General features: G+C 68.3%; 27 protein-coding genes. 16 read left to right on the top strand and 11 right to left on the bottom strand.

Annotation, left to right across the window (positions count from 1 at the left end):
- Positions 1 to 94: 94 nt before the first annotated feature.
- Positions 95 to 550, top strand: coding sequence for a MarR family winged helix-turn-helix transcriptional regulator (locus tag ACLQ7T_RS10790; RefSeq protein ID WP_420479435.1), 456 nt, complete (start codon positions 95 to 97; stop codon positions 548 to 550).
- Between the two features lie 6 nt (positions 551 to 556).
- Here ACLQ7T_RS10790 and ACLQ7T_RS10785 read toward each other — a convergent pair whose 3' ends face one another.
- Positions 557 to 1,231: a J domain-containing protein gene (locus ACLQ7T_RS10785; protein WP_420471055.1), complete on the bottom strand. Its 675-nt coding sequence runs from the start codon at positions 1,229 to 1,231 to the stop codon at positions 557 to 559.
- 45 nt (positions 1,232 to 1,276) lie between these two features.
- On the opposite strand from ACLQ7T_RS10785, the gene ACLQ7T_RS10780 reads away from it, so the two are divergent.
- The 6 genes from ACLQ7T_RS10780 (at position 1,277) to egtB (ending at position 8,454) form a co-directional block, all read left to right on the top strand.
- On the top strand, positions 1,277 to 1,573 hold the full coding sequence (locus tag ACLQ7T_RS10780) for a BolA family protein (RefSeq protein ID WP_420471054.1): 297 nt from the start codon (positions 1,277 to 1,279) through the stop codon (positions 1,571 to 1,573).
- A 111-nt stretch (positions 1,574 to 1,684) separates the two neighbouring features.
- The gene (locus ACLQ7T_RS10775) at positions 1,685 to 3,496 is read left to right on the top strand and encodes an ATP-binding protein (RefSeq protein ID WP_420479434.1); all 1,812 of its coding nucleotides are present in this window, start codon (positions 1,685 to 1,687) and stop codon (positions 3,494 to 3,496) included.
- A gap of 164 nt (positions 3,497 to 3,660) precedes the next feature.
- A complete protein-coding gene (locus ACLQ7T_RS10770) occupies positions 3,661 to 4,083 on the top strand; it encodes an RcnB family protein (protein ID WP_420479433.1) in 423 nt (140 codons plus the stop codon).
- A gap of 125 nt (positions 4,084 to 4,208) precedes the next feature.
- Positions 4,209 to 5,183: a mechanosensitive ion channel family protein gene (locus tag ACLQ7T_RS10765; RefSeq protein ID WP_420479432.1), complete on the top strand. Its 975-nt coding sequence runs from the start codon at positions 4,209 to 4,211 to the stop codon at positions 5,181 to 5,183.
- 3 nt (positions 5,184 to 5,186) lie between these two features.
- Positions 5,187 to 6,200: a threonine aldolase family protein gene (locus tag ACLQ7T_RS10760; protein WP_420479431.1), complete on the top strand. Its 1,014-nt coding sequence runs from the start codon at positions 5,187 to 5,189 to the stop codon at positions 6,198 to 6,200.
- A gap of 100 nt (positions 6,201 to 6,300) precedes the next feature.
- The gene (egtB, locus tag ACLQ7T_RS10755) at positions 6,301 to 8,454 is read left to right on the top strand and encodes an ergothioneine biosynthesis protein EgtB (RefSeq protein WP_420479430.1); all 2,154 of its coding nucleotides are present in this window, start codon (positions 6,301 to 6,303) and stop codon (positions 8,452 to 8,454) included.
- 58 nt (positions 8,455 to 8,512) lie between these two features.
- On the opposite strand, the gene ACLQ7T_RS10750 is transcribed toward egtB, so the two are convergent.
- Both ACLQ7T_RS10750 and ACLQ7T_RS10745 read right to left on the bottom strand, forming a co-directional pair.
- Positions 8,513 to 8,734 (bottom strand): con-10 family general stress protein, encoded by a 222-nt coding sequence (locus tag ACLQ7T_RS10750; RefSeq protein WP_420471049.1) that lies wholly within the window; start codon positions 8,732 to 8,734, stop codon positions 8,513 to 8,515.
- A gap of 94 nt (positions 8,735 to 8,828) precedes the next feature.
- Entirely contained in the window at positions 8,829 to 9,029 is a 201-nt protein-coding gene (locus ACLQ7T_RS10745) for a hypothetical protein (RefSeq protein ID WP_420479429.1), read from the bottom strand.
- A 125-nt stretch (positions 9,030 to 9,154) separates the two neighbouring features.
- On the opposite strand from ACLQ7T_RS10745, the gene ACLQ7T_RS10740 reads away from it, so the two are divergent.
- Complete coding sequence (locus tag ACLQ7T_RS10740; RefSeq protein WP_420479428.1) at positions 9,155 to 9,445, top strand: hypothetical protein; 291 nt, start codon at positions 9,155 to 9,157, stop codon at positions 9,443 to 9,445.
- A gap of 7 nt (positions 9,446 to 9,452) precedes the next feature.
- Here the strand turns inward: ACLQ7T_RS10740 and ACLQ7T_RS10735 are convergent, their stop codons facing one another.
- The gene (locus ACLQ7T_RS10735) at positions 9,453 to 10,166 is read right to left on the bottom strand and encodes an MBL fold metallo-hydrolase (protein ID WP_420479427.1); all 714 of its coding nucleotides are present in this window, start codon (positions 10,164 to 10,166) and stop codon (positions 9,453 to 9,455) included.
- Positions 10,167 to 10,352: 186 nt separating this feature from the next.
- On the opposite strand from ACLQ7T_RS10735, the gene tig reads away from it, so the two are divergent.
- From tig to ACLQ7T_RS10710, 5 genes are all read left to right on the top strand, one after another.
- Positions 10,353 to 11,696 carry a trigger factor gene (gene tig, locus ACLQ7T_RS10730; RefSeq protein ID WP_420479426.1) on the top strand — a complete coding sequence of 448 codons (1,344 nt, stop codon included), beginning with the start codon at positions 10,353 to 10,355 and terminating at the stop codon, positions 11,694 to 11,696.
- Positions 11,697 to 11,875: 179 nt separating this feature from the next.
- Complete coding sequence (locus ACLQ7T_RS10725) at positions 11,876 to 12,820, top strand: hypothetical protein (protein ID WP_420479425.1); 945 nt, start codon at positions 11,876 to 11,878, stop codon at positions 12,818 to 12,820.
- A gap of 92 nt (positions 12,821 to 12,912) precedes the next feature.
- Positions 12,913 to 13,833, top strand: a complete 921-nt coding sequence (locus tag ACLQ7T_RS10720; protein WP_420479424.1) for a hypothetical protein — start codon at positions 12,913 to 12,915, stop codon at positions 13,831 to 13,833.
- Between the two features lie 97 nt (positions 13,834 to 13,930).
- Positions 13,931 to 14,578 carry an ATP-dependent Clp protease proteolytic subunit gene (locus ACLQ7T_RS10715; protein WP_420479423.1) on the top strand — a complete coding sequence of 216 codons (648 nt, stop codon included), beginning with the start codon at positions 13,931 to 13,933 and terminating at the stop codon, positions 14,576 to 14,578.
- A gap of 74 nt (positions 14,579 to 14,652) precedes the next feature.
- The gene (locus ACLQ7T_RS10710) at positions 14,653 to 14,976 is read left to right on the top strand and encodes a hypothetical protein (RefSeq protein ID WP_420471041.1); all 324 of its coding nucleotides are present in this window, start codon (positions 14,653 to 14,655) and stop codon (positions 14,974 to 14,976) included.
- Positions 14,977 to 14,982: 6 nt separating this feature from the next.
- On the opposite strand, the gene ACLQ7T_RS10705 is transcribed toward ACLQ7T_RS10710, so the two are convergent.
- The gene (locus ACLQ7T_RS10705) at positions 14,983 to 15,630 is read right to left on the bottom strand and encodes an HAD-IB family hydrolase (RefSeq protein WP_420479422.1); all 648 of its coding nucleotides are present in this window, start codon (positions 15,628 to 15,630) and stop codon (positions 14,983 to 14,985) included.
- A gap of 189 nt (positions 15,631 to 15,819) precedes the next feature.
- On the opposite strand from ACLQ7T_RS10705, the gene clpX reads away from it, so the two are divergent.
- The gene (clpX, locus tag ACLQ7T_RS10700) at positions 15,820 to 17,097 is read left to right on the top strand and encodes an ATP-dependent Clp protease ATP-binding subunit ClpX (RefSeq protein WP_420479421.1); all 1,278 of its coding nucleotides are present in this window, start codon (positions 15,820 to 15,822) and stop codon (positions 17,095 to 17,097) included.
- 72 nt (positions 17,098 to 17,169) lie between these two features.
- On the opposite strand, the gene ACLQ7T_RS10695 is transcribed toward clpX, so the two are convergent.
- Both ACLQ7T_RS10695 and ACLQ7T_RS10690 read right to left on the bottom strand, forming a co-directional pair.
- Positions 17,170 to 18,483, bottom strand: coding sequence for a chloride channel protein (locus ACLQ7T_RS10695; RefSeq protein ID WP_420479420.1), 1,314 nt, complete (start codon positions 18,481 to 18,483; stop codon positions 17,170 to 17,172).
- 71 nt (positions 18,484 to 18,554) lie between these two features.
- Positions 18,555 to 18,887: a hypothetical protein gene (locus ACLQ7T_RS10690; protein WP_420479419.1), complete on the bottom strand. Its 333-nt coding sequence runs from the start codon at positions 18,885 to 18,887 to the stop codon at positions 18,555 to 18,557.
- A 357-nt stretch (positions 18,888 to 19,244) separates the two neighbouring features.
- Between ACLQ7T_RS10690 and lon the strand changes: the two genes are divergently transcribed.
- A complete protein-coding gene (gene lon, locus ACLQ7T_RS10685; protein ID WP_420479418.1) occupies positions 19,245 to 21,641 on the top strand; it encodes an endopeptidase La in 2,397 nt (798 codons plus the stop codon).
- 101 nt (positions 21,642 to 21,742) lie between these two features.
- On the opposite strand, the gene ACLQ7T_RS10680 is transcribed toward lon, so the two are convergent.
- The 4 genes from ACLQ7T_RS10680 to ACLQ7T_RS10665 form a co-directional block, all read right to left on the bottom strand.
- Complete coding sequence (locus tag ACLQ7T_RS10680) at positions 21,743 to 22,261, bottom strand: hypothetical protein (protein ID WP_420479417.1); 519 nt, start codon at positions 22,259 to 22,261, stop codon at positions 21,743 to 21,745.
- 137 nt (positions 22,262 to 22,398) lie between these two features.
- Positions 22,399 to 22,776: a hypothetical protein gene (locus ACLQ7T_RS10675; protein ID WP_420479416.1), complete on the bottom strand. Its 378-nt coding sequence runs from the start codon at positions 22,774 to 22,776 to the stop codon at positions 22,399 to 22,401.
- Positions 22,776 to 23,861 carry a chorismate synthase gene (gene aroC, locus ACLQ7T_RS10670; protein ID WP_420479415.1) on the bottom strand — a complete coding sequence of 362 codons (1,086 nt, stop codon included), beginning with the start codon at positions 23,859 to 23,861 and terminating at the stop codon, positions 22,776 to 22,778. Before aroC ends, ACLQ7T_RS10675 begins: the two co-directional genes overlap by 1 nt.
- Positions 23,862 to 23,871: 10 nt before the next feature.
- A complete protein-coding gene (locus ACLQ7T_RS10665; protein WP_420479414.1) occupies positions 23,872 to 24,606 on the bottom strand; it encodes a DnaJ C-terminal domain-containing protein in 735 nt (244 codons plus the stop codon).
- Between the two features lie 86 nt (positions 24,607 to 24,692).
- On the opposite strand from ACLQ7T_RS10665, the gene pdxH reads away from it, so the two are divergent.
- Positions 24,693 to 25,367, top strand: a complete 675-nt coding sequence (gene pdxH, locus ACLQ7T_RS10660; RefSeq protein ID WP_420479454.1) for a pyridoxamine 5'-phosphate oxidase — start codon at positions 24,693 to 24,695, stop codon at positions 25,365 to 25,367.
- The last annotated feature ends 1 nt before the right edge of the window (position 25,368 follow it).

The following is a 25,368-nucleotide window of genomic DNA, read 5'->3' as shown; positions in this document are numbered from 1 at the left end:
GTTCTTTATCGCGATAAGGAATACCTAGGCGCGGATCTCCCTGCTGTCCAGTCGAAAGTTGGCGCGAAAGTAATTATTGTGATAATCAATCGGCATGGCCCGATCCGCTCCCATTCCGCCGCTGACCCTCGACGACCAGCTGTGCTTCGCCCTGTATTCCGCCTCGATGGCGGTGGGGCGGCTTTACAAGCCGCTGCTGGATGAAATGGGCATCACCTATCCGCAGTTCCTCGTGCTGACGGCGTTGAACGACGAGGGGACGCTGACGGTCGGCGGGCTGGCGGCGCGGCTGGGGCTGGAGCCGAGCACCATCACCCCGCTGGTCAAGCGGCTGGAGGCGGCGGGCTCGGTCCAGCGCAAGCGCGGGCTGAAGGACGAGCGGCAGGTGGAGGTCTCGCTGACCGGGACAGGCCGGGACATCATGGCCCGCACCCCCTGCCTGGCCGAGGCGCTGCTGGGCAAGGCGGGGATGTCGATTCCGGAGCTGAAGGCCTTCAAGGCCCAGGTGCAGGCCTTCGGCGCGAAGATCGCGGCGGCGGCGAACGACTGACCGGCGTCAGGCCGCCAGCCCGGCCTTCTTCAGCGTCTTGTAGGCCTTGATGACCCGCTGGAGCTTGGCCTCGGCGCCGCGGTCGCCGCCGTTGGTGTCCGGGTGGAAGCGCTTGAGCAGCTCATGATAGCGCGCCTTGACCGCCTGCTTGTCAGTGCGGACGTCCAGATCGAGGTCGGCGAGGGCGGTGCGTTCCAGCTTGCCGATGCGCAGGTCGTCCTGCCCGGCGGGGGCGGCGTGCTCGGTGGTGCGGCGGCCGAACAGGCCGAAGCTGTCGCGCCATGAGCCGGCGCCCTGGTTGTTGGACGTCCCCATCTTGGCGGCGAAGGCGGCGGCCTCGCGCGTGAACTTGCCGGCCTGCATCTCCCAGGTCGGGCGACCGCCGGTCATGGCCTCATTCTCCTGGGCGGCGCGGACCTCGCCCTCGCTCATCCCGGCGTAGAAGTTCCAGCCCTTGTTGTACTCGCCCGCGTGACGCTGGCAGAAATTATAGAAGTCGTTCAGCCGCTCGCGCGACTTGGGCGCGCGCGCCGTCGCGGCCTGACGGCAGTCCGGCCAGTCACAGGGTTTTTCGCCCGGCTTCAGATGCAGGACGTCGGCTTCCGCCGCCTCCTCTTCGGGCTTGGGCGGCTTGACGCGCATGTCCTTGAAGCGCGGCGTGTATTGAAAGGCGGACGACATCGCACGAAGTGTAGGGTCGATTTAGACCGCAACAAGGACTTGACGATGCCTGAGGGCCCGATCGCGACGATTATCCGCGAGAAACTGACCGCCGGGCTGGCGCCGGAGCGTCTGGAGATCGAGGACGACAGCTGGCGTCACGCCGGTCACCACCATGAAGGCGGCATGGATGCGAAACCGGGGGGCGAGTCGCACTTCAACATCGTCGTGGTCGCCGCGGCGTTCGAGGGGGTGGGCCGGGTCCAGCGACAGCGGACGATCAACGGCCTGTTGCGCGACGAACTGGCCGGGCCGGTGCACGCCCTGTCCATCAAGGCCCTGACCCCCGCCGAGGCGGGCTGAGCACAGGTTCGACGAACAAAGGTTGTCATCGAACCGTCAGCGTTCACTTCGTCTTAGGGTGTTCTACGTAGCGTCCCCGCCGGGTTGTGCAATCGCATGGCGGGGCAGGGCATGGTTGAATCAGACGGCATCGGAAAACCCGCGGGGGAACCCGACGCCGGCGAGGCCGCCCAGGCCCTGCGCGCGATCCTGCAGACGCAGTATCTGCGCTATCTGATTATCGCCAGCTGGGCGATCGGTCTGCTGGCCACCGTCGGCTGGACCGCCGCGACCCTGTGGTTTGTCGGCACCCTGGCCGCCGGCGCCGTTCGCGGCGCGGTGGAGAAGCGCATCAGCCAGCGTGTGGGCGCGGGCTGGGGGCTGGTGTTCCCGGCCGTCGCGACCGCGACGACCGCCGCCTGGGCCGTGGCGCCGCTGCTGGCCTGGTTCTCCGGCGCGACCTTCGGTCCGTCGCTGGGCATGACCCTGCTGGTCGCCGGCTATGTGCTGGTGTTCGCCCAGCTGCGCAGCTCGCCCCGACAGGCCATCGTGATTTCGTCGCCCTATGGCGTGGCGGCCCTGATCATCGCGGCCAGCCTCTGGGGACGGCCGGAGTTCTGGCAGTTCCTGGCGGTGGTGCCCTTCACCGCGGCCGGCCTGTTCGTGCTGGTCACCATGACCATGCTCCGCGAGGAGCGGATCCGCGCCTTCCAGGAACATCAGGCCCACCTGATCGAGGAACTGGAATCCGCCCGCGACAAGGCGAATGCGGCCAATGACGCGAAGTCCAACTTCCTGGGCGTAATCTCGCACGAACTTCGGACCCCGATGAACGGGGTGCTGGGCGCCGCCCAGCTGCTCGGCGCCACGCGCCTTGAGCCGACCCAGCGCGAATATCTGTCGATCATCCGGAACTCGGGCGACAACCTTCTGAGCCTTCTCAACGACATCCTCGACATGACCAAGATCGAGGCGGGCAAGATGACCTTCGAGGTCGTGGACGTGGACGTCGAGGATCTGGACAAGCGGGTGATCGGCCCGTTCCAGGCCCAGGCGGAAGCCAAGGGGCTGGATTTCGTCGCCGTCCGCGAAGGGGACATTCCGTCGTGCGTGCGGGGCGACCCGCTGCGCGTCTGCCAGGTCATCCACAACCTGCTGTCCAATGCGGTGAAGTTCACCGACCAGGGCCGGATCACCTACACCGTCCGCGGCGAGCGGCTGGACGACAGGAATGTGCGCTTCGACTTCGTGGTGCGGGATTCCGGCGGCGGCATCGCGCCCGACGATCTGGCGCGGCTGTTCCAGCCCTTCACCCAGGTCGACGCCTCCTCGACCCGCCGGTTCGGGGGCACGGGTCTGGGCCTGACCATTTCGCGCCGCATGGCCAACATCATGGGCGGCGACATCACGGTCGAGTCGACGGTCGACGAAGGTTCGGTCTTCACCTTCAGCGTCGAGGCCGAGGTGGTCCGCTGGGCGCCGGAGACGGCCGCCGAGGCCATCGTCGCCGAGGTCGAGGGCGGCCAGCTTCTGAAGGTGCTGGTGGTCGAGGACCATCCGGTGAACCGCATGATCCTGGAAGCCTGGATGTCGTCCGCGGGCCATACCTCGGCCACGGCCGAGAACGGCGAGATCGCCATCGCGGCGGCGGACGAGCAGCCGTTCGATCTGATCATCATGGACGTCAACATGCCGGTCATGGACGGGCTGACCGCCACCCGGGCCATCCGCGCCGGCGACGGCCCCAATCGCGATACGCCGGTGGTGGTGCTGTCGGCCTCGGCCCGGACTGAGGATCATCAGGCCGGACTGGACGCGGGCGCCGACGCCTATCTGAACAAGCCGATCGACTTCGCCGCCCTGGCCCAGGTCATGAACCGGGTGAATGGCGGCCGGGCAGGGATCCAGGCCCTGTCGGTCGTCCAGGAAGCGCAGGCGGCCTGACGGGCCGCGTAACGGTCGCGTATCAGCGCTGAAACACTGTCGGTTGAAACCCGGCGCTGCGCTGAACGGCGGGCGAATGTCGCCGTTCAGGTCGGGCTCAAGGCGGGTGCTCCACAGTGCGGGCAAGTCGGGACGTTCCCGGCTTCCAGCACAGGAGACTGACCATGAAGAAGATTCTGACCGCGGCGATCGCCGCCACCCTGGCCCTGGGGTCGGTCGGCATGGCGTCCGCCGCCGAGGCGCAGAGCCGCGGCCATGACCGCCAGGAACAACGGCAGGATCGTCGCGACGACCGGGCCGACCAGCGCCAGGACCAGCGCGCCTACGCCCGCTGGCAGCGTTCGGAACGCCGCTACAACGCCGGCCGCTACACGCCGCCGCGCGGCCAACAGACCCGCGCCTGGGCCTACGGCCAGCGCCTGCCGGCCAGCTACCGGTCGAGCCAATACGTCGTGCGCAACTACAGCGCCTACGGCCTGCGCCGGCCGCCGTCGGGCTACCAGTATGTCCGCAGCGGCAATGACGTGGTCCTGGCCGCCGTCACGACCGGCCTGATCACCGCCGTCATCGCCGGCCTGTTCAACTAGGCCCGGCATGCTGTCCGGGATCGTCGCCCCGGGGGTCCGTCCCCCCGGGGCGCTTTCCTGCCGGAAAGGCAAATGAATCCGGCTCGCGGGGTTCCATTCCGGGACTCGTGCGTTAGACCCGGCCCATGTCCAACTTCGTCTCCCCCCTGACCGAGGCCGTCGCCGCGGGCCAGAAGGCCGTCGCTGTCGACGCCGCCATGATCGCCAAGCTGACCGACATGGCCGGCGATTTCGCGATCAACCTGTCCATCGCCCTGATCATTCTGGTCGTCACCGTCTTCGTCTCGAAATGGGCGGCGGGGGTGACCCGTCGGGCCCTGTCGCGGGTGCGCGGGTTCCGGCATGACCCGACCGTGCTCAGCTTCGCCGTGCAGGTGGTGCGGGTGGTGGTGCTCATCGTCGGCTTCATCGCCGTCCTGCAGAGGCTTGGCGTCCAGACCACCTCGATCATCGCCGTCCTCGGCGCCGCGTCGCTGGCCGTGGGCCTGGCGCTGCAGGGCACACTGTCGAACGTGGCGGCGGGCGTGCTGCTGCTGGTGCTCCGCCCCTACCGGGTCGGCGATGTGATCGACATCGGCGGCGTCGCGGGGTCGGTGCAGCGGCTGGACCTGTTCACCACCCAGATGTCGAACGCCAACAACCACAAGATCGTGGTGCCGAACTCCAAGGTGCTGGGCGACACCATCCTGAACCTGTCCGGGCAGAAGACGCGGCGGGTCGAGATCAACTTCACGGTCGGCTACGGCGAGGATCTGAATGCGGCCCGACGCGTGCTGGCCGCCGTGGCCGAACTGCACGAGAAGGTGCTGCCCGACCCGGCGCCCTGGACCGGGGTGACGGGCCTGCTGGACAGCGCCGTGCAGATCACCCTGCATGCCTGGGTCGAGTCCGGTGACTGGTGGCAGACGCAGGCCGACCTGATGCAGGGCGGCAAGGAGGCGCTGGACGCCGCCGATATCGAAATTCCGTTCCCGCACCAGGTCGCCGTGCCCTATGGGGACGAGGACGTGATGCCGGTCGTCACCGTCCGCACCGCCGAACAGAAGGTGGAACGCGACCGGGTGTCCGGCGCGGACGAGGCGCCGCAGGGGGAAGGCTGAGTGATGCGTTACGACTTCGGTTCCGACAACACCGCCGGCATGGCGCCGTCGGCCCTGCAGGGGCTGATCGACGCCAACACGGGCTATGCCCGGGCCTACGGCGCGGATGACGTCACGGCGCGGGCGGCAGACCAGATCCGACAGCGGCTCGACGCCGACGCGGAAGTCCGGTTCGTTTTCTCGGGCACCGCGGCCAACGCCATCGCCCTGTCGATGCTGGCCTGGCCGCATGAGGCGGTGCTGGCCCACCACGCCGCCCACATCTGCACCGACGAGACGGGGGCCCCGGGCTTCTTCGGCCAGGGCGTGGGTCTGATCGGCCTGCCGGGGTTCTCGGGCAAGATCGATCAACTGGCGCTTCAGGCCGCGCTGGAGGAGCCCGAGGTGGGGCACCGTCAGCCGCCGGCGGCCCTGAGCCTGACCCAGGCCACCGAATACGGCACGGTCTACACCGAGGAAGAGCTGCGCCACCTGATCGAGCCGGTGAAGGCGAAGGGCTACGGCGTCCACATGGACGGCGCGCGGCTGGCGAACGCCGCCGCCGCAGGCTTCGACCTGACGCAGATCGCCCGGCTGGGCGTGGACCTCCTGGTCTTCGGCGGGGCCAAGGCGGGCGCGAACTGCACCGAGGCCATCGTCATGTTCGACAAGTCACTGGCGCGGCGGATCGACAACCGGCTCAAGCAGGCGGGGCAGGTGGCCTCCAAGGGACGGTATCTGGCGGCGCCCTTCCTGGGCCTGCTGGAAAGCGGCGACTGGGAGAGCGGCGCGGCGCACGCCAATCTGATGGCGCAGAAGCTGGCCGAGGGGATCGCGCTCAACACCCCCTTCGTCCTGGCCCATCCGGTCGAGGCCAATGCGGTCTTCGTGCGCATGCCGCCGGAGGCGCATGAACGGCTGAACGCCCTGGGCTGGGCCTGCTACCGCTTCGATGACGGCTCGGTGCGCTTCGTCTGCTCTTGGGCGACCACGGAAGAGACGGTCGAGGCGGTGCTGGAGGCCATGCGCGGCCTTTGAGCCCGGCCTGTCGCCACCCTGCTGACAGGAACGGGACCGGACCGTGGCAGTTTCCCTTTCGACGCCCCATCTTGGTGGCGTGCGTTGGGGAGCCGTCCGCATGAACGTCCATTCGCCTGTCCCGTCGACCGTAGACGACGACATCGCCCTGTACCGCCGGGTGCGGGCGGGCATGCCGGAACTGGCGAAGGGCCTGTCGGCGGAGGATCTGGCGGCCCAGTCCATGGCCGACTGCAGTCCGGGCAAGTGGCACCTGGCCCACAGCAGCTGGTTCTTCGAGGCCATGATCCTGTCGCGGGAGCCGGACTATCGTCCGGTCGACGCCCGCTGGCAGACCCTGTTCAACAGCTACTACGAAGCCCTGGGCGAGCGGGTGGCGCGACCCGAGCGGGGGCTGATGACCCGCCCGTCGCTGGATGAGGTGCTGGCCTATCGCCGTGAGATCGACCGGCGGATGATCCGCTGGCTTGGGCAGGGCGAGATGGACGCCCACGCCCGCTATCTGTTCGTTCTGGGCCTGCATCACGATCAGCAGCATCAGGAGCTGTTCCTGATGGACGTGCTGAACCTGATGTCCCGTTCGCCGCTGGACCCGGAGGCCTTCCCGGTCGAGCCCCGGCCGGGCCCGGTCCAGCCGCCGCGCGGCGGTGACAACGTCCTCGAGGGTGGTCCGGTGGAGATCGGCCACGTCGGCGGGGCTTTCGCCTTCGACAATGAGGGGCCCAGACACCGGGTGTGGCTGGAGCCCTTCTCCCTGGACCAGGACCTGGTCAGCAATGGCGACTGGCTGCGCTTCATCGCCGACGGCGGCTACAGCCGGCCGGAGCTCTGGCTGTCGGACGGCTGGGCGACGGTGACGGCCGAGGGCTGGGACGCGCCCCTGTACTGGCGCCGGGACGAGGCGGGCTGGAGCACGATGACCCTGGCCGGCCGCCGGCCGGTCGACCCGGCGGCGCCGGTCCGGCATGTCAGCCTGTACGAGGCCGACGCCTATGCGCGCTGGGCCGGCAAGCGGTTGCCGACGGAAGCCGAATGGGAACATGCGGTCGCGTCCCGGCCTGAGGCGTTCAGCAACGCCTTCGGCGAGGTCTGGCAATGGACCGCCTCCGCGTATGCGCCCTATCCGGGCTTCCGTCCGACAGAGGGGACGGCGTCGGAGTACAACGGCAAATTCATGATCAACCAGGCGGTGCTGCGCGGGTCCAGTTTCGCGACGCCGGACGGGCACGCGCGCGTGACCTACCGGAACTTCTTCCATCCGCATCAACGCTGGGCCTTCGCCGGGCTGAGGCTGGCGTCGGACGCCGATCCCCGGTCGTCGGCGACGACGGACGAGGCGGAGGCCTTGCGGACGGACCTGATCGCCGGGCTGTCGCGGACGCCCAAAAGGACGTCGCCGAAATGGTTCTATGACGCGACGGGGTCGGAGCTGTTCGAGGACATCACGCGGCTGCCGGAATACTACCCCACCCGTCAGGAGGCGGCCCTGCTCCGGGCGGTGGCTCCGGAGTGGGCACCGCGGTTCGGTCCGCGCGCCACCCTGGTCGAATTCGGTTCGGGCGCGAGCGAGAAGACCCGGATTGTGCTGGATGCCGTTCCGGACCTTGCGACCTATGTGCCCATCGACATCAGCCCCGATGCGCTGGAGGCGGCCGCCGACCGGCTGCGCGCGGCCTATGCCGATTTGCAGGTCCGGCCGGTGACGGGCGACTTCCTGTCGCTGGAAGGCCTGCCGGACGGGGTGGGGGAGGGGCGGAAGATCGGCTTCTTCCCGGGCTCGACCATCGGCAATCTGACCCCCGACGAGGCCGTCGCCTTCCTGACGGGCGCGCGCCGGCTGCTGGGGGAGGACGCCCTGTTCGTGCTGGGGGTGGATCTGGTGAAGGCCCCGGAGACCCTGATCGCCGCCTATGACGACGCCCGTGGAGTGACGGCCGCCTTCAACCGCAACCTGCTGGTGAGGGCCAATCGGGAGCTTGGAGCGGATTTCGACGTCGAGGCCTTCGCCCATCTGGCGGTCTGGAACCCCGCCGCCTCGCGCATGGAGATGCACCTGCAGGCGACCCGGCCGATGGCGGTGACCATCGGCGACCGCCGCATCGACTTCGCCCGGGGGGAAACCATCCACACCGAGAACTCGCGCAAATTCACCGAGGCCTCGGTTCGCGAACTGGCGTCGGCCTCCGGGTGGCGCGTGGCCGACTTCCGCGAGGGGGGCGCGCCGTCGGTCGCCCTGGCGCTTCTGGAAAGCTGACACGAAAAAAGGCGACGCCTCGAAGGCGCCGCCCTTTCGGGATCATTGGTCCGGGCGGTTACTCCGCCTCGGGAGCCTTCTGGTTCCGCGAGCCGTGAGAGGCTTCTCCCCCCTTGCGGCCGGCCTGTGCGGCGAGGCTGCGATCCTGGGAGAAGCTGCGTTTCTCACTGGGGACGCTGGCGCCGCCCTTGCGGGCGATTTCGCGCTGGCGCTCCGGGTCCATCGAGGCAAAGCCCCGTTTGGAGACGCCGGAGGCTCGGGTGGGCTGACCTTGAGCCATCGGTGGTTCCTTTCGTGGCGACAGTGGCGGTTGCCAGATCAACCCCCACGCTCCCGTCCGGTTCCGGCGGGTGTTTCACGGAATTGCGAACGAATCACAGGGTTTCCGACGGTGACTGCGGCGTCTCGTCCGGCGCGCCCGCCGGATCGATGTCCGGCGCGGGGGAGTCAGGGGGGCTCACCTCGGGCGGAACGTCGGCGGGGATGTCGGGGGCGGTGTCCGGCGACGGCGGCGGCCTTTCCGACGGCGCGCCGGCGGGATCGATATCAGGCGGGGCGGCGGGGGTGTTGCTCATCGTCAGTCTCCCTTTACCCGGAGGCAACGCGGCCCCGGGGGCTCCGTTGCCTGGACCGCGCGACGGGAACCGGGCCGGAGGGGGCGGATTGAACCAGCGCGTTCATCCTTCCCGAGGAGTTTCCGATGACCGAGACCTACGCCGGACAGACCACCGCCGATGATATTGTCGATGCGTTCGACACGCCCGCCCAGCGCCTGGACCGTGAGGCGGACGCCATCCTGCAGCGCGACGAGATGCGGTCGCTGGGCGTGAGGCCTTTGCGGCAGGCGATTCGCGAGGACGCCCGCGCCGTCGGCGACTGGGGGCGGGGCCGCGCCGGACAGCTGCGCCATACCGTCGAGGAGGAGCCCGTCCGCTATGCGGTCTATGCGCTGGGTCTGGGTATCCTGATCGGCCTGCTGGCGGCGCGCTAGACGCGCGTCAGGAGGGGCCTGTCGCCGGACGCGGGATCGGCGCGCGCCGCAGGGCCTCGTCCGAGACGAAGGGATTGGTCCGCCGCTCGGCGCCGAAGGTCGAGTGCGGGCCGTGCCCCGGAATGAAGGTGACGTCGTCGCCCAACGGCCAGAGGCGCGTCACGATGGCGTCCAGCAGGGCGGCATGATCGCTGCGCGGAAAGTCGGTGCGCCCGATCGAGCCCTGGAACAGGACGTCGCCGACCTGGGCGAAGCGCGCCTCGCGGTTGAAGAAGACGACGTGGCCGGGCGTGTGGCCGGGACAGTGGTAGACCTCCCAGGTCGTTTCGCCGAGCGTCAGGACGTCGCCGTTCTCGAGCCATCGGGTCGGGGTGAAGCTGCGACAGCCCGGCATGCCGAACCGCAGGCCGTTCTCGGGAATCTGGTCGATCCAGAACTGGTCCTCGATATGCGGGCCGATAATGTCGAGGCCGGTTTTCTCCTGCATTTCGGCCGCGCCGCCCGCATGATCGAGGTGGCCGTGGGTGATCCAGATGGCCTCCAGCGTCAGGCCGTTCTGCTGCACAGCGGCCAGAAGGCCGTCGACCGAGCCGCCCGGATCGATGATCGCGGCCTTCCTCGTCTTCCGGCACCAGACGATGGTGCAGTTCTGCTGGAGCGGGGTGACGGGGACGACGCCGACGCCGATCGGGGAGGGGGCCGGGGAGGAGGAAGGGCTCATGCCTCCACAGATAGCGACCCGGACGTCGGACTGAAACCATCCGCTCACGTTGACCTTTGAGGCGGTCATCGACATAAGGGCGGGCTTCAAAGGCGCCGCCCCCCGAAAGGGCGGCCCTTATTGCATTTCCCACACCGCGCGCGCCGGCCTCATTGGCGCCGCCCCAGAGCGTCAGATATCCCGACCATGCAAGTCGTCGAAAAGTCCTCCGAAGGCCTGAGCCGCGTGATCGCGGTGACCATTCCCGTCGCCGAGCTGAACGAAAAGCTGGATGCGCGCCTGAAGGAAGTTGCGCCCCAGATGAAGCTGAAGGGCTTCCGTCCGGGCAAGGTTCCGGTCGCGCACGTCAAGAAGACCTTCGGCCGCGAGTTCATGGGCGAGATCATCAACGACTCGCTGAACACCTCCAGCCAGGCCGCCCTGGACGAAGCCAAGGTCCGTCCGGCCGCGCCGGCCGAGATGAAGCTGGTCTCGGACATGGACAAGGTCATCGCCGGTCAGGAAGACCTGGCCTATGAAATGTCGCTGGAAGTCATGCCGGAGTTCACCCCGGTCGACCCGAAGACCCTGAAGCTGGACCGTCCGACCTATGAGGCGACCGACGCCGATCTGGACGAGGCCCTGACCGAACTGGCCGGCCAGGCCAAGTCCTACGAGGACAAGAAGGGCAAGACCGTGAAGGCCGCCGAGGGCGACCAGCTGATCATCGACTTCGTCGGCAAGCTGGACGGTGAAGTGTTCGAGGGCGGTTCGGCCGAGGACGCGGAACTGGTCATCGGTTCGGGCCGCTTCATCCCGGGCTTCGAAGAGCAGCTGACCGGCGCCAAGGTCGGTGAAGAGAAGACCATCGAGGTCACCTTCCCCGCCGACTACCAGGCCGCCAATCTGGCCGGCAAGCTGGCCACCTTCGACATCACCGTGAAGGCCATCAAGGCCGAGGCCGAAGCCAAGGTGGACGACGAGTTCGCCAAGCGCATCGGTCTGGAGTCGCTGGACAAGCTGAAGGAACTGCTGTCGGCGAACCTGAACCAGCAGTACGCCGGCGCCGCCCGCTTCAAGCTGAAGCGCGCCCTGCTGGACGCCCTGGACAAGGCCCACGACTTCGCCCTGCCGCCGAAGATGGTCGAGGCCGAGTTCGACGGCATCTGGCAACAGGTCGAGGCTGACAAGGCCGCCGGCCGCCTGCCGGAAGACGACGCCAAGAAGTCGGACGACGAGCTGAAGACCGAGTACCGCAAGATCGCCGAGCGCCGGGTGCGCCTGGGTCTGGTCCTCGCCGAGATCGGCCGCGCCAACAACGTGACCGTCTCCGACCAGGAGCTGAACAACGCCATCATGAACGAGGCCCGCCGTTACCCGGGCCAGGAGCGTCAGGTGCTGGACTTCTACCGCCAGAACCCCAACGCCGCCGCCCAGATGCGCGCCCCGATCTATGAGGAGAAGGTCTGCGATCTGATCTTCGACACCGCCGAAGTGACCGACAAGCCGATCACCAAGGAAGAGCTGCTCAAGGAAGAAGACGAGATCTGATCCGGCGGCCCGGCGACGGGCTGACCGGCATGATCCCATGACCGCCCGGCGAGACCTCGCCGGGCGGTTTGTCTTTGAGGGGCGTCGCCGGATTACAGCGGTGACAGAAACCGGTCTCAGGGCCGCCGGAATCGCATGCCGTGGTGCGTGTGAACGGGGTGAGTACAAGGGGAGGGCGTATGAGTGTTCTGACAGGCCTGCTGGCCGCAACGGTTCTGTGGGGCGCGCAGACGCCGCAGGCGGCTCCGGCGCCCGCGCCGGTCGCGGCTTCGCAGGAGCAGGACGTCACCGATCTGGGCGAGGTCATCGTCGGCGGCCGCCCGGCGCGGGAGGTGGCCTCCAGCTTCATCGAGACCGTCGGCGCGCCGTCGTCCTCGCGGCGGCTGGCGCGCTGGCCGCATTCGGTCTGCGTCAGCGTCGCCAATCTGGCGCAGGAGCCGGCCCAGTACCTGGTCGACCGGGTGTCCGAGGTGGCCGAGGACCTGGGTCTGCGCGCCGGCGAGCCCGGCTGTGTCGCCAATGTGCTGATCATCGCCGCCAGCGACGCCTCGGCGATGGCCGACGCCCTTGTCGATGAATACCGCGTCGCCTTCCGTCCGGCGGGCGGCGGCACGACCCGGTCGCTGTCCGTGCTGGAAGACTTCCGCAAGGTCGATCGCCCGGTGCGCTGGTGGCATATCAGCCTGCCGGTCGATTCCGAGACGGGCGATGCGGCCGTCAGAACGCGGCAGGGGGACGATCCGCCGGCCATCAATATTTCGCGCGCCTCCCGCCTGCGTTCCGACATTCGCGACGACCTGAACAAGGTCATCATCGTCGTCGACGTCGACAGGCTGGGCGGCGTGAACATCCGTCAGCTGGGCGACTACATCGCGCTGGTGGCCCTGGCGCAGGTCGACCTGCGGGCCTCCCCGACCGGCTTGCCGACGGTGCTGAACCTGTTCGAGGAGCCGGAGAGCACCCCGGGACTGACCGAGTGGGACCTCGCCTATCTGCAGGCGCTGTACCGGGCCGAGCCGAACCGCAGCACCGCGGCGGGGCAGGCGTCCGATCTGGCCGCCCTCATGCTGCGCCGCCGCCGCGCGCAGGACCAGGAGGCCGCGCCGGCGCCGAATCAGCCCTGAGGTGAAACCCGAGCCTGCGCCTGTGAGGGTTGTGCTTGTGCGCCGGAGCGCCCTGACGCAGTCTGGCGCCGAGGGTTTGCAGGAGGCTCAGGATGTTCGCCGCACTCGTCGCCGGGGCCCTGCTGGGGCTGTCCACGCCGTCGCAGGACCCGCCAGCCCTGCCGTCCACCCCGGACCCGGAGGCCGCCACCCGACTGTCGGACGTGGTCGTCTCCGCCCGGGACCTTGAGGAGCGAACGCGGGCGCTGGTGGACGAAATGGCCGCCCCCGCGAACCATCGCGGGCTGGCGCGCTGGGGCGGACGGGTCTGTGTGGGCGCGGTCAACGTGCGGCAGGAAGTCGCGCAGGCGATGATCGATCGCGTCTCGCGACTGGCGGCGGACCTGAACCTGCGCGTGGGCGAGCCCGGCTGCACGCCCAATGTAGTGCTGATCTTCACCGAGGACGCCCAGGGGATGAGCCGGGCCATGGTCGAACAGGACCGCCGGGCGTTCCACAACGGGATCGGCGGCCTGGATCGGGGACGGGCGGCGTTGGACGCCTTCCAGAACGGGGACGCCCCCGTCCGCTGGTGGCACGTCAGCCTGCCGGTCGTGGGCGCCACCGGAGCGCGCGCGATCCGGTTTCCCGGAGACGGTCCTGTCTTCGTGCCCGGCGAGGGCAGGGTGAACCGGGGGCGGCCGATCACCGACGTCCTGAACAAGGTCCTGATCGTCGTGGATGTGGATCAGCTGGAAGGCGTCAGCCTGCCGCAGCTGAGCGACTATGTGGCCATGGTGGCCATGGCGCAGATCGATCCGGACGGCGACACCGCCGCCCATGACACCGTGCTGAACCTGTTCTCCGACCCGCTGGGGGTGGACGGCCTGTCCGACTGGGACGCGGTCTATCTGCAGGCCCTCTACGATTCGGCCTGGGAACGGGTGAACCCGAGCGGCCAGGCCGCGGCGATCGCCCGGGTGGTCCGTCGCGCCGAACGGGACCAGGCGCGTCGCGAGCGTACGGCGCAGTAACCCCGACGCCTTGCGTCAACGCTTCCTCAAGACGATATCCTGTCCAACAGGGACAGCGACCGGTGAGTCGCGGCCCAGAACATCCGAGAAGGCCTGAATGCGCGATCCGATCGAACTGATGAACATGAACCTCGTCCCGATGGTGGTCGAGCAATCCAGCCGGGGCGAACGCTCGTTCGACATCTTCTCGCGCCTGCTGCGCGAGCGGATCATCTTCCTGACCGGCCCCTTCGAGGACGGCATGGCGTCGCTGATCTGCGCCCAGCTGCTGTTCCTGGAATCGGAGAACCCGAAAAAGGAAATCTCCATGTACATCAACAGCCCCGGCGGACAGGTGTCCTCGGCGCTCGCGATCTACGACACCATGCAATACATCCGCTCGCCGGTCTCGACCGTGGTCATGGGCATGGCCGCCTCGGCCGGTTCGCTGATCCTGACGGCCGGCGCCGCCGGTCAGCGCGTGGCCCTGCCGAACGCCCGCGTCATGGTGCACCAGCCCTCGGGCGGCTTCCGCGGCCAGGCGTCGGATATCGAGCTGCACGCCGCCGACATCCGCTACACCAAGCGCCGTCTGAACGAGATCTACGTTCACCACACCGGCCGCACCTATGAGGAAGTCGAGAAGACCCTCGACCGCGACCACTTCATGTCGGCCGAGGAAGCCAAGGCCTGGGGCATCGTGGACCACGTCTACGACCGCCGCGAACAGGCCGACGCCGACGGCGTGAAGACGCCCGGCAACTGATCGACGGCCGGTTTTGAAACGACGGGGGCGCGCCGGGGACGGCGCGCCCTTTTCGTTTGTGCTATCAGCCCGTCATGCAGAATCTGACGCGTGACACCGAAGGGACCGTCGAGGTCGACGGCGACCTGTATCACTGGGCGCTGCGCCGCCAGCCGCGGCCGACCCACGGCGGCGAGTGGGAGGGGATCGCGGTGACCCTGCGCCACGTCGACTACAAGCGCGAGGCCATCGTGCAGTTTCCGCCGCCGGTGCGTCCGAACGGCCGTCCGGACACGGAAAAGCAATTCGTGAACCTGGAGCATGTCCGCAATGCCGTCGCGGCGATCATCGAGGCGGGCTGGGAGCCCACCTCGCGCGGCAAGGCGGTCAGCTTCGACGTCGACGAACAGGGGCGGTGAGGCGACTCAGGGCCGCCCGGTGAACACCCGGAAGCCCTTTTCGTCGGCGGCGGCGATCATCTCGGTGTCGCCGGAGGTGTCGCCGTAGGCGGCGCTCAGGTGGACATCCTCGCCATAGGCCGCCTTCAGCCGTCGCACCTTCTCCTCGCCGCGGCAGTTGGGGGTGTCGAAGCCGCCGGTGATCCGGTCTTCGGAATCGAAGGTCAGATGGGTGCCGATCAGGCCCTCGGCGCCGAGGCGGCGGGCGAAGGGAGCCACGGTGGTCTCCGGACTGGCGGTCACGATTACGCGATGGGCGCCGCGTCGTCCCCAGTCACGCCAGACTTCCAGCGCGTCCGGGCGCATGAAATCCGTCCACACCTGTTCCGTGAACCGTTCGGCGTCGGCCTCCAGTTCGGCGCGACCGACGCCCTTGAGGAATTCCTTCACGGAGGCCGCCTTGATCCGGCCCCGGTCGCGGTCCCGGGCATAGGCGGCGACCGCCGGAGCCATCCTGACAAGGCCCAGCGCCCAGCCTCCGGCCCCGGCGCGCCAGCGCAGGAAGCTGGTGAAGCTGTCGCGGATCGTCAGGGTGCCGTCGAAGTCGAAGGCGACGACCGGCACGCCCTTTGCAACGGTCTGGCGAAAATCCTTAAGGGTTCCCATGTCAGACATTCGCCGCGATCCCCATCAACAGTGAACGTCCCGAAACCGGCAATGGCCACGCTTTGGCGGGGTTGTGGCGGACGCGGGGATGGGTGATTGTCAATTTTTGAAGACCTTTGCGCCCAATGTTCGGGAATCAACGCGGAGGAAGCGCGTTCAGCCTCATATCGGGGCGAACCGCGGGAGTGAGAAGGGTCTATGACCAAGGCAGCCGGCACCGACGCCAAAAGTACGCTCTACTGCTCGTTCTGCGGCAAGAGCCAGCACGAGGTGCGCAAGCTCATCGCCGGGCCGACCGTGTTCATCTGCGATGAATGCGTCGAGCTCTGCATGGACATCATCCGTGAAGAGCACAAAATCTCCTTCTCGAAGGCCAAGGACGGCGTCCCGAGCCCGAAGGAGATCCGCGAAGTCCTGGATGACTATGTCATCGGGCAGGGCCACGCGAAGAAGGTGCTCTCGGTGGCGGTTCACAACCACTACAAGCGCCTGAACCACGCGACGAAGAACAACGACGTCGAACTGGCCAAGTCGAACATCATGCTGATCGGGCCCACCGGCTCGGGCAAGACGCTGCTGGCCCAGACGCTGGCGCGCATCATCGACGTGCCCTTCACCATGGCCGACGCCACCACCCTGACCGAAGCCGGTTACGTGGGCGAGGACGTCGAGAACATCATCCTGAAGCTGCTGCAGGCGTCCGACTACAATGTCGAGCGCGCCCAGCGCGGCATCGTCTACATCGATGAAATCGACAAGATTTCGCGCAAGTCGGACAACCCCTCGATCACCCGCGACGTGTCGGGCGAGGGCGTGCAGCAGGCCCTGCTGAAGATCATGGAAGGCACTGTCGCCTCCGTGCCCCCGCAGGGCGGCCGCAAGCATCCGCAGCAGGAGTTCCTGCAGGTCGATACGGCGAACATCCTGTTCATCGTGGGCGGCGCCTTCGCCGGCCTCGAGAAGGTGATCTCGGCCCGCGGCGAGGGCGTCTCGATCGGCTTCGGCGCCAAGGTCAAGGAAGTCGATGAGCGCCGCACGGGCGACATCCTGAAGGAAGTCGAGCCCGACGACCTGATGCGCTTCGGCCTGATTCCCGAGTTCATCGGCCGTCTGCCGGTTCTGGCGACGCTGGAAGATCTGGACGAGAAGGCGCTGGTCACCATCCTGACCGAGCCGAAGAACGCCCTGGTCAAGCAGTACAAGCGCCTGTTCGAGATGGAGAATGTGGACCTGACCTTCACCGACGACGCCCTGATGGCCGTCGCCAAGAAGGCCATCACCCGCAAGACCGGCGCGCGGGGGCTGCGCTCGATCCTGGAAGGGATCCTGCTGGAGACCATGTTCGAGCTGCCGACCTTCGAGGGCGTCGAGGAAGTCGTCGTCAACGCCGAGGTCATCGAGGGCAAGGCCCAGCCGCTGCTGATCTATGCCGAGACCAAGGGCAAGAAGAACGCCCAGCCCGACAGCGCCGCCTGATCGCGACGCCGGACGGCACGGAAAACGGGGCCGCTCGCCAGCCATGGCGGGCGGCCTTTCCCGTTTCGGGGATCAGCGCGCCGCGGGCGCGGACCGCTCGGGCTCGGGTTCAGGCTCGGCAGGACGCCGCAGGCCGTCGGCCAGGCCGTGGTAGAGGCGCTTGCCGCTGACGGTCCGGGCCGCGACATCGGCGACGACGGCGGCGGCGAACAGCGGCAGGATCATGCCCCGGTTGGCGGTCATCTCGGCGATGATGACCACGGCGGTCAGGGGCGCCCGGACGACGCCGACAAAGTAGGCGATCATGCCCAGTAGGACGATGGCGCTGCGGCTGTCGCCCGGGAACAGGTCGGCCAGAAGGCCGCCCAGCCCCGCGCCGACCGACAGCGACGGGGCGAAGACGCCGCCGGGGGCGCCGGACAGGCTGGACGCCAGGGTGCTGATGAATTTGGCGGGGGCGAACCAGATCGGCTGGCGACCGCCCTCGACCAGGGTGCGGGCGGTGTCGTAACCGGTGCCCCAGGTCAGGTTGAGCGCCAGGACGCCCACGATCGCCACCACGAAGCCGAACGCCGTCGCCGCGATCAGGGGGTGGCGGCCGAGGATTGAGCCCGGCTTCAGCAGGGCCAGGGAGACGCGGGAGAACAGGCCGCCGGCGGCGCCGCCGATCACGCCGACGACAAGGGCGGCGGGCAGGGCGTGCAGGGCCGACATGGTCCCGGATACGGCGCCGAAATAGACATAGTCCCCGGCCAGACCCAGCGGGATGAGGCCGGCGATCACGATGGTCGCCATGACCAGCAGGGTGAGCCTCTGCTCGTAGGCGGCGGCCAGTTCCTCCAGCGCGAAGGCCACGCCGGCGATCGGGGTGTTGAAGGCGGCCGCCACGCCGGCCGCGCCGCCGGCGATGATGACGGCGGCGTTGACCGGCATGCGCAGCAGGCGATGGAAGGCGACCATCAGGGCGGCGCCGACCTGAACCGTCGGCCCCTCCCGTCCCACCGACCCGCCCACGGACAGGGCCGCGAGGGTGGCGGCGATCTTGAATGCGGCGGTCCGCAGCGACACGAAGCCGTCTGCGGCCTGGGGATCGCGGGCCGCGGCGATGACCTGGGGAATGCCCGACCCCTTGGCCAGGGGGGCGAAGCGACGCGTGCTCAACACCAGCAGGAAGAAGCCGAGCGGGGTCAGGATCAGCGGCGCCAGCGGCCACAGGGCGACCAGACGGGCGAACAGGGTCTGGGCCTCATCGGCGGCGCGGGCGAAGCCCCAGGCGAACAGGCCCACACAGATCGCACCGCCCGCGGCGGCCGTGCGGCTCTTCCAGACCGGGCCGATGTGTTCACGCCACGCCGCGTGCAGGGCCTTGCGGGTTCGGGCCGCCATGCCGTCCTGACTTCACTGGGGGTTGAGCGCCTGACCTAGACCTCATCCGGGCCAGGCGCAAATCCGGGTCTTCAGGGGGTGCGGGGATGGAGATTGGTCTGCTCGGCCTTTTCCTTGGCCATGTCGCGGGTCGACGGACTGGGGCCGCTCATCATGCCGTCGCCGGGCGGCGGCGGTTCCGTGGCGCCGGGCGCGGCGGCGCCGCCGCTGCCCGTCGTCGGAGCCCTGTCCATCGACTCCGCCGGGGCGGCGCCCGGAGCGGTCATCGGGCCGGCGGCGCTTTCGGCCTCGGTCGTCCCCGTTGCGTCCGCCGTGGGCGCCTCGGGCTCGGCCGGCTGCTGGCAGGCGCCGAGGGCAAGCGTCAGGGTCAGGGCGCCGACAGCGCCGAACAATTGGGTATTCATGGACGGTTTCCTCCCTTTTATGTCCGACTGCTGAACGGCAACGCTGCCGGAATCGTTGCGTTTGCGGGGGAGGGTGGCGGAGCGGCCACAGGGCTGTGCGGCGCCGTCATGCCGTCCGGCGCGATCCCGCGCACGGCCCACGGGGTGTCAGGGGCTGTCGCGCACGATCCGTGCAGCGTCGCTTTTCATCAACGGTCCCCAGTCGCCTGCGGCCGTTACGCTTGAACGGCGCGACCGCAAAACCACATACTCACCTGAAGGCCGCCGAAACGGCGGGCCGAGTCGAAACGGTGGAACATCGCGTTCCGGACGCCGGCGCGGCGGGCCCAAGATCAACAAGGGCCCCGGAGTAGTATCATGACCGAGACCAAGACCCTTCCCGTCCTGCCTCTGAGAGACATCGTCGTCTTCCCGCACATGGTCGTGCCCCTCTTCGTGGGTCGCGAGAAGTCCGTGCGCGCGCTGGACGAAATCATGAAGGGTGAGAAGCAGATCCTTCTGGCGACCCAGAAGAACAGCGTCGACGACGATCCCGCCGCGGACGCCATCTATCCGATCGGCGTGCTGGCCAATGTCCTGCAGCTTCTGAAGCTGCCCGACGGCACCGTGAAGGTGCTGGTCGAGGGCAAGGGGCGCGCCCGCCTGCTGAAGTTCACCGACCGGACCGAGTATTTCGAGGCTGAGGCCGAGGAGATCGCGGACGAGGAGGGCGAACCCTCCCAGTCCGAAGCCCTGCTGCGCGCGGTGATCGAGCAGTTCGAAAACTATGTGAAGCTGAACAAGAAGGTGCCGCCCGAGGCCCTCAGCTCGATCCCGCAGATCACCGACCCGTCCAAGCTGGCGGACTCGGTCGCGGCCCACCTGTCGGTCAAGATCGGCGACAAGCAATCGCTGTTGGAGACCGTGGCGGTGCCGTCGCGTCTGGAGAAGGTCTACGGCCTGATGGAGGGCGAAATCTCCGTCCTGCAGGTCGAGAAGAAGATCCGCTCGCGCGTGAAGCGCCAGATGGAGAAGACCCAGCGCGAGTACTATCTGAACGAGCAGATGAAGGCGATCCAGCGCGAGCTGGGCGAGACCGACGACCAGCGCGATGAAATCCTCGAGCTGGAGAAGCGGATCCGCAAGACGCGCCTGTCCAAGGAAGCGCGCACCAAGGCCGAGGCCGAGGTGAAGAAGCTGCGCAACATGAGCCCGATGTCGGCGGAATCGACGGTGGTGCGGAACTACCTCGACTGGCTGCTGTCGATCCCGTGGGGCAAGGCCAAGCAGAAGCCGATCAACCTGCAGACGGCCGAGGACATCCTCGAGGAGGATCACTACGGCCTGGAGAAGGTGAAGGAGCGGATCATCGAGTATCTGGCCGTCCAGGCGCGCACCGGCTCGCTGAAGGGGCCGATCCTGTGCCTCGTCGGCCCTCCCGGCGTCGGCAAGACCTCGCTGGCCAAGTCCATCGCCAAGGCGACGGGCCGTGAATACGTCCGCATGTCGCTGGGCGGCGTGCGCGACGAGGCCGAGATCCGCGGCCACCGCCGGACCTACATCGGCTCCATGCCGGGCAAGATCATCCAGTCGATGAAGAAGGCCAAGACCACCAACGCCTTCATCCTGCTGGACGAGATCGACAAGCTGGGCGCCGACTGGCGCGGCGACCCGTCGTCGGCGCTTCTGGAGGTGCTGGACCCGGCCCAGAACTCGACCTTCGGGGATCACTACCTCGAGGTCGACTATGACCTGTCCAACATCATGTTCGTCACCACGGCGAACAGCCTGAACATGCCTCAGCCCCTGCTGGACCGGATGGAGATCATCCGGGTCAGCGGCTACACCGAGGACGAGAAGGTCGAGATCGCCAAGCGTCACGTCCTGCCCAAGGTGACGACCGACAACGGTCTGAAGCCGGCGGAGTTCGTGGTGCCGGATGACACCATCCGCGACCTGATCCGCTACTACACCCGCGAAGCTGGCGTGCGGTCGCTGGAGCGGGCGTTCGGCGGACTGGCCCGCAAGGCCGTGCGCGAGATGGCCAAGACCGGCGCGACCGCGATCACCGTGGACGAGGCCAAGCTGGCCGAGTACGCGGGCGTGCGGAAATTCCGCTATGGCGAGACGGACGAGGAAGATCAGGTCGGCATCGTCACCGGCCTGGCCTGGACCGAGTTCGGCGGCGACATCCTGACCATCGAGGCGATCAAGATGCCGGGCCGCGGCCGCATGACCGTGACCGGCAACCTGAAGGAGGTGATGAAGGAGTCGATCTCCGCCGCCGCCTCCTACGTCCGCTCGCGGGCGCTCAGCTTCGGCGTGAAGCCGCCGGTGTTCGAGAAGACCGACATCCACGTGCACGTGCCGGACGGCGCGACGCCCAAGGACGGTCCTTCGGCCGGTGTCGCCATGACCGTGGCCATGGTCTCGGTCCTGACCGGCATCCCGATCCGCAAGGATATCGCCATGACCGGCGAGATCACCCTGCGCGGCCGGGTCACCGCCATCGGCGGCCTGAAGGAGAAGCTGCTGGCGGCCCTCCGCTCGGGCATCAAGACGGTGCTGATCCCGGAAGAGAACGAGAAGGACCTCGCCGACGTGCCCGACAATGTGAAGGGCGCGCTGGAGATCGTTCCGATCAAGACCGCCGACGAGGCTCTGAAATGGGCCCTGACCGGCGTCCTGACCCCGGTGGAGTGGGACGAGGAAGCCGAACCGCTCCCCGCCGCCACCCCGCCGACCGACGGCGCCACGGTGAGCGCGGCTCACTAAGGCCGGTCAAAGCCTGAAACGAAGACCCCGCCCGGAGCGATCCGGGCGGGGTTTTTGCTGGCTGCTCTTTGACGGTCCCGGCTTGGTGCCCCGCAGGCCACTCACTCGTCCCGTTGGCGATCAAACGGCCGTGCGAAATTCTGGACAAGGGCCTCGGCCGGGACCGCGTCCGCGCCCATGTGTCTTACGAAGGCTTCGCTCAACACAGAGACCCACCTGAGGTGTTTGTCCGGCGGGCTTTTCACATCAGATTCAGCGCTGATCGCCAGTTCAGCGAACTCTTCGGCTGTTACGATGCCGGTCGATGGCAGAAGGTCTGTGACGTGTGTCGGCTTGCCGTTCACGATGCCCCCGCAAAAGCCGAGTCTGATGCATATGTTGGCCAGCAGCAGGTCAAAGGTCGTCGGGTAGATAATCTCGACTTCGCGAGAGCGGGCGTCGCACCAAAAGCGGATTGAATGCTTCCCCACGTCGGCGAAGGTTCGATCAGGTGCGCCGTCATTTAGCGAATACCGGACGCCGATCCTCGCCAGATATGGAAGTTCATATTGCTCCCCGCTGGGTTCGAGGGTGAAGGTCAGGACCTCTTCGGTGTTGTTCTCAAAGACGCTGACGGGCATGCCTCGTCTCTAGCACGCCGGGCCGCCGACGAGAGAACGACCACGTCAGCCTTTCCCGCATTGAAGGCCAAGCCATGGGCGATCAGGGCAGGGTTCTTACTGGGCCGAGCCCGGAGTGCTGTTGTCTTGTGAGCGGCCTATCGCTGACAGGGCCAGCGGGTGTTCTTCACCCTGTACATATAGCCCCAGCGGACGCCCAGTTGCCGTAGTTGGATCCGGTCGCCGATGCGACAGCCGTGACGGGCGGGCAGTTCCACGCGCGCGAAGCCGTCGGCGACTTTGATGCTGGCTGTGCTGACCGAACCCTGACCTTCGAGTTCGGCAAAGCCCAAACCGGTGATCTGGCCTGTGATGTCGCGGGCGGGATAGCGTGGCGCAAGGATCAGCCCCGCGAGGCCGAACAGGGCCGCAAACGCCAGAATGGTCAAAGGCAGTCCGAGCGACGCGTTGTGTTCGGCCAGCCAGAAGCGGGCCGTTTCTCTCCAGCCCACCTTGCGCCGAGCCGGGCCTGGCATCACCCCACCTGCGCCCGGTGTCTCAGCATCGCATCGGCCAGAACACAGGCGGCCATGGCCTCGACAACCGGCACGCCTCTCAACGCGACGCAGGGGTCGTGGCGGCCCTTGGTGCGCAGGTCTGCCTCGGCGCCGTCGCGGGTGACGGTCTGGCGCAGGGTCAGGATGGAGGAGGTGGGCTTGAAGGCGACCCGGGCGGTCACCGGCTGGCCGGTCGAGATGCCGCCCAGAACGCCCCCCGCATGGTTGGACAGGAAGACCGGCTGGCCGTCCTCGCCCAGTCGCATCTGGTCGGCGTTCTCCTCGCCGGACAGGGCGGCGGCGTCGAAGCCCGCGCCGATCTCGACGCCCTTCACGGCGTTGATCGACATCATGGCCGCGGCCAGTTCGGCGTCCAGCTTGCCGTAGAGCGGCGCGCCCCAGCCCGCGGGAACGCCCGTCACCTCCAGCGCCACCACGGCGCCGATGGACGAGCCCGCCTTGCGGACGCTGTCCAGATAGGCCTCCCACTCCGGCACGACCGCGGCCGAGGCGGCGAACAGGGCGTTGTCATGGACGGCGTCGAAGTCGACGGCCGCCGGCGCGATCCGGTGCGGGCCCAGTTGGACCACGCCCGCGCGGACGCGGATGTTTTCGCCCAGCACCTTGCGGGCCACGGCCCCGGCGGCGACGCGCATGGCGGTCTCCCGCGCCGAGGAGCGTCCGCCGCCCCGGTGGTCGCGCACGCCGTATTTGGCCTGATAGGTGTAGTCGGCGTGGCCCGGGCGGTAGGCGCGGGCGATCTCGCCGTAGTCCTTCGACCGCTGGTCCTCGTTCTCGATCAGGATCGAGATGGGCGTGCCGGTGGTGACGGGGCCTTCTCCATCGTCGAAGACGCCGGACAGGATGCGCGCGGTGTCGCTCTCCTGCCGCTGGGTGACGAAGCGGCTGCCGCCGGGCTTGCGCCGGTCCAGCCAGGGCTGGAGGTCGGTCTCGGTCAGCGGAATGTTGGGCGGGCAGCCATCCACGACACAGCCGATCGCCGGCCCGTGGCTCTCGCCCCAGGTGGTCACGCGAAACAGATGGCCGAAGGTGTTGTGCGACATAGGCTCTGGCTTAAGCCGCCAGACGGTCCGGCGTCCAGACGCGGGTGAAGCGAACCAGCAGGTCTTCCGCCGCCGAGGGGGCGTCTTCGGACGGGATCAGGGTCACGAACAGATGCCCCTGTGGCCGCGAGCCGCGCGCCGGGAGACCCAGTCCGCGCAGGCGCAGACGAAGCGGCTCCTGGCCGGCGACGATCCAGGCCGAGCGGGGGCCGGCGTGGGTGTCGATCTCGATGCGGCCGCCGTCCTCGACCAGTCGTCGGGCGACGGGCCAATCCATGTAGAGGTCGTCGCCGATGACGTTCAGCCCGTCCGCCGCGCGGATCAGGACCGGAAGATGCAGATCGGCGCCGTCCGCCGCGCCGCCCCTGAGGCGAAGGCGCTCGCCCGAACGCAGGCCTGCCGGAGCATGAACCTTCAGGCGTCGGGTCCCGAGCGCGACGGAGACCGGTCCGCCCTCAAGGGCCTGGCGCGCGGTCAGGATGACGACGGGGGGCGGGGCGGGAGCGCGGGCCGACGCGGCCGGGGCGGCCAGCGCGGGCTGTCCGGCCTGGGCCTGCACCAGACGCCAGGCGGCGATCACCTTGCGGAAGCGGGCCTCGTCGCCGCCGGCCTGATCCGGCCGGGCGGCCTTGATCGCCGCGCGGAAGGCCGCGGTCAGGGCCGCGCCCTCGGCCGGGCCGGTCAGGCCGAGCAGGGTCCAGGCTTCGCCGAGCGAGGTGACCTCGGAGGAGGGGCGTGCGCGCATCCCGGCACTGAGCACCCAACGTGGTGAAGACCGGCTTAACCGTGATCCCCCTCCCGTTCCGAACCGTGAAGGTCTATCTGAAGGCCATGACCGCGCCCGTGATCCCGCCCAGCCCGACCCGTGAAGAGTATGCGGAGCAATACGCCGCCGCCCTGGCCGCCAACGGGGATGAGACCATCTTCGACCGGACCGAGCCTTACGGCCTGTTCGTCGAGTGGCTGGAGGACGCCAAGCGGTACGAGCCGAACGACGCCAACGCCATGTCGCTGGCGACGGTCACCGGGCAAGGGGTTCCGGACTGCCGTATCGTCCTGCTGAAAGATGTCGATGGTCGAGGTTTTACTTTCTATTCCAACCGCGAAAGCGCCAAAGGCGAGGCGTTGGGCGAGGTTCCGGCGGCGGCTCTGGCCTTCCACTGGAAGTCGTTGCGCCGTCAGGTGCGGGTGCGCGGGCGGGTCGAGCCGGTGAGCGTGGCGGAGGCGGACGCCTATTTCGCCAGTCGGGCGCGTGAGAGCCAGATCGGCGCCTGGGCGTCGAACCAGTCTCGGCCGATGGAGGCCCGGGTGGTGCTGGAGGACGCCATCGCGCGCGAAATGGCGCGGTTCGACGGGCAGGACGTGCCCCGGCCCGAGCGCTGGACCGGCTGGCGGGTGATCCCCGATCAGGTGGAGTTCTGGCGCGACCGGCCGTTCCGGCTGCATGACCGGCTGCTGTTCACGCGCGACGGCGACGGCTGGACGACCGGCCGGCTGCAGCCCTGAC

The organism is Brevundimonas sediminis, assembly GCF_048799765.1.
Classification (GTDB): domain Bacteria; phylum Pseudomonadota; class Alphaproteobacteria; order Caulobacterales; family Caulobacteraceae; genus Brevundimonas.
Note: the sequence above shows the minus strand (reverse complement) of the source record. Positions and strands in the feature narration are given on the sequence as shown.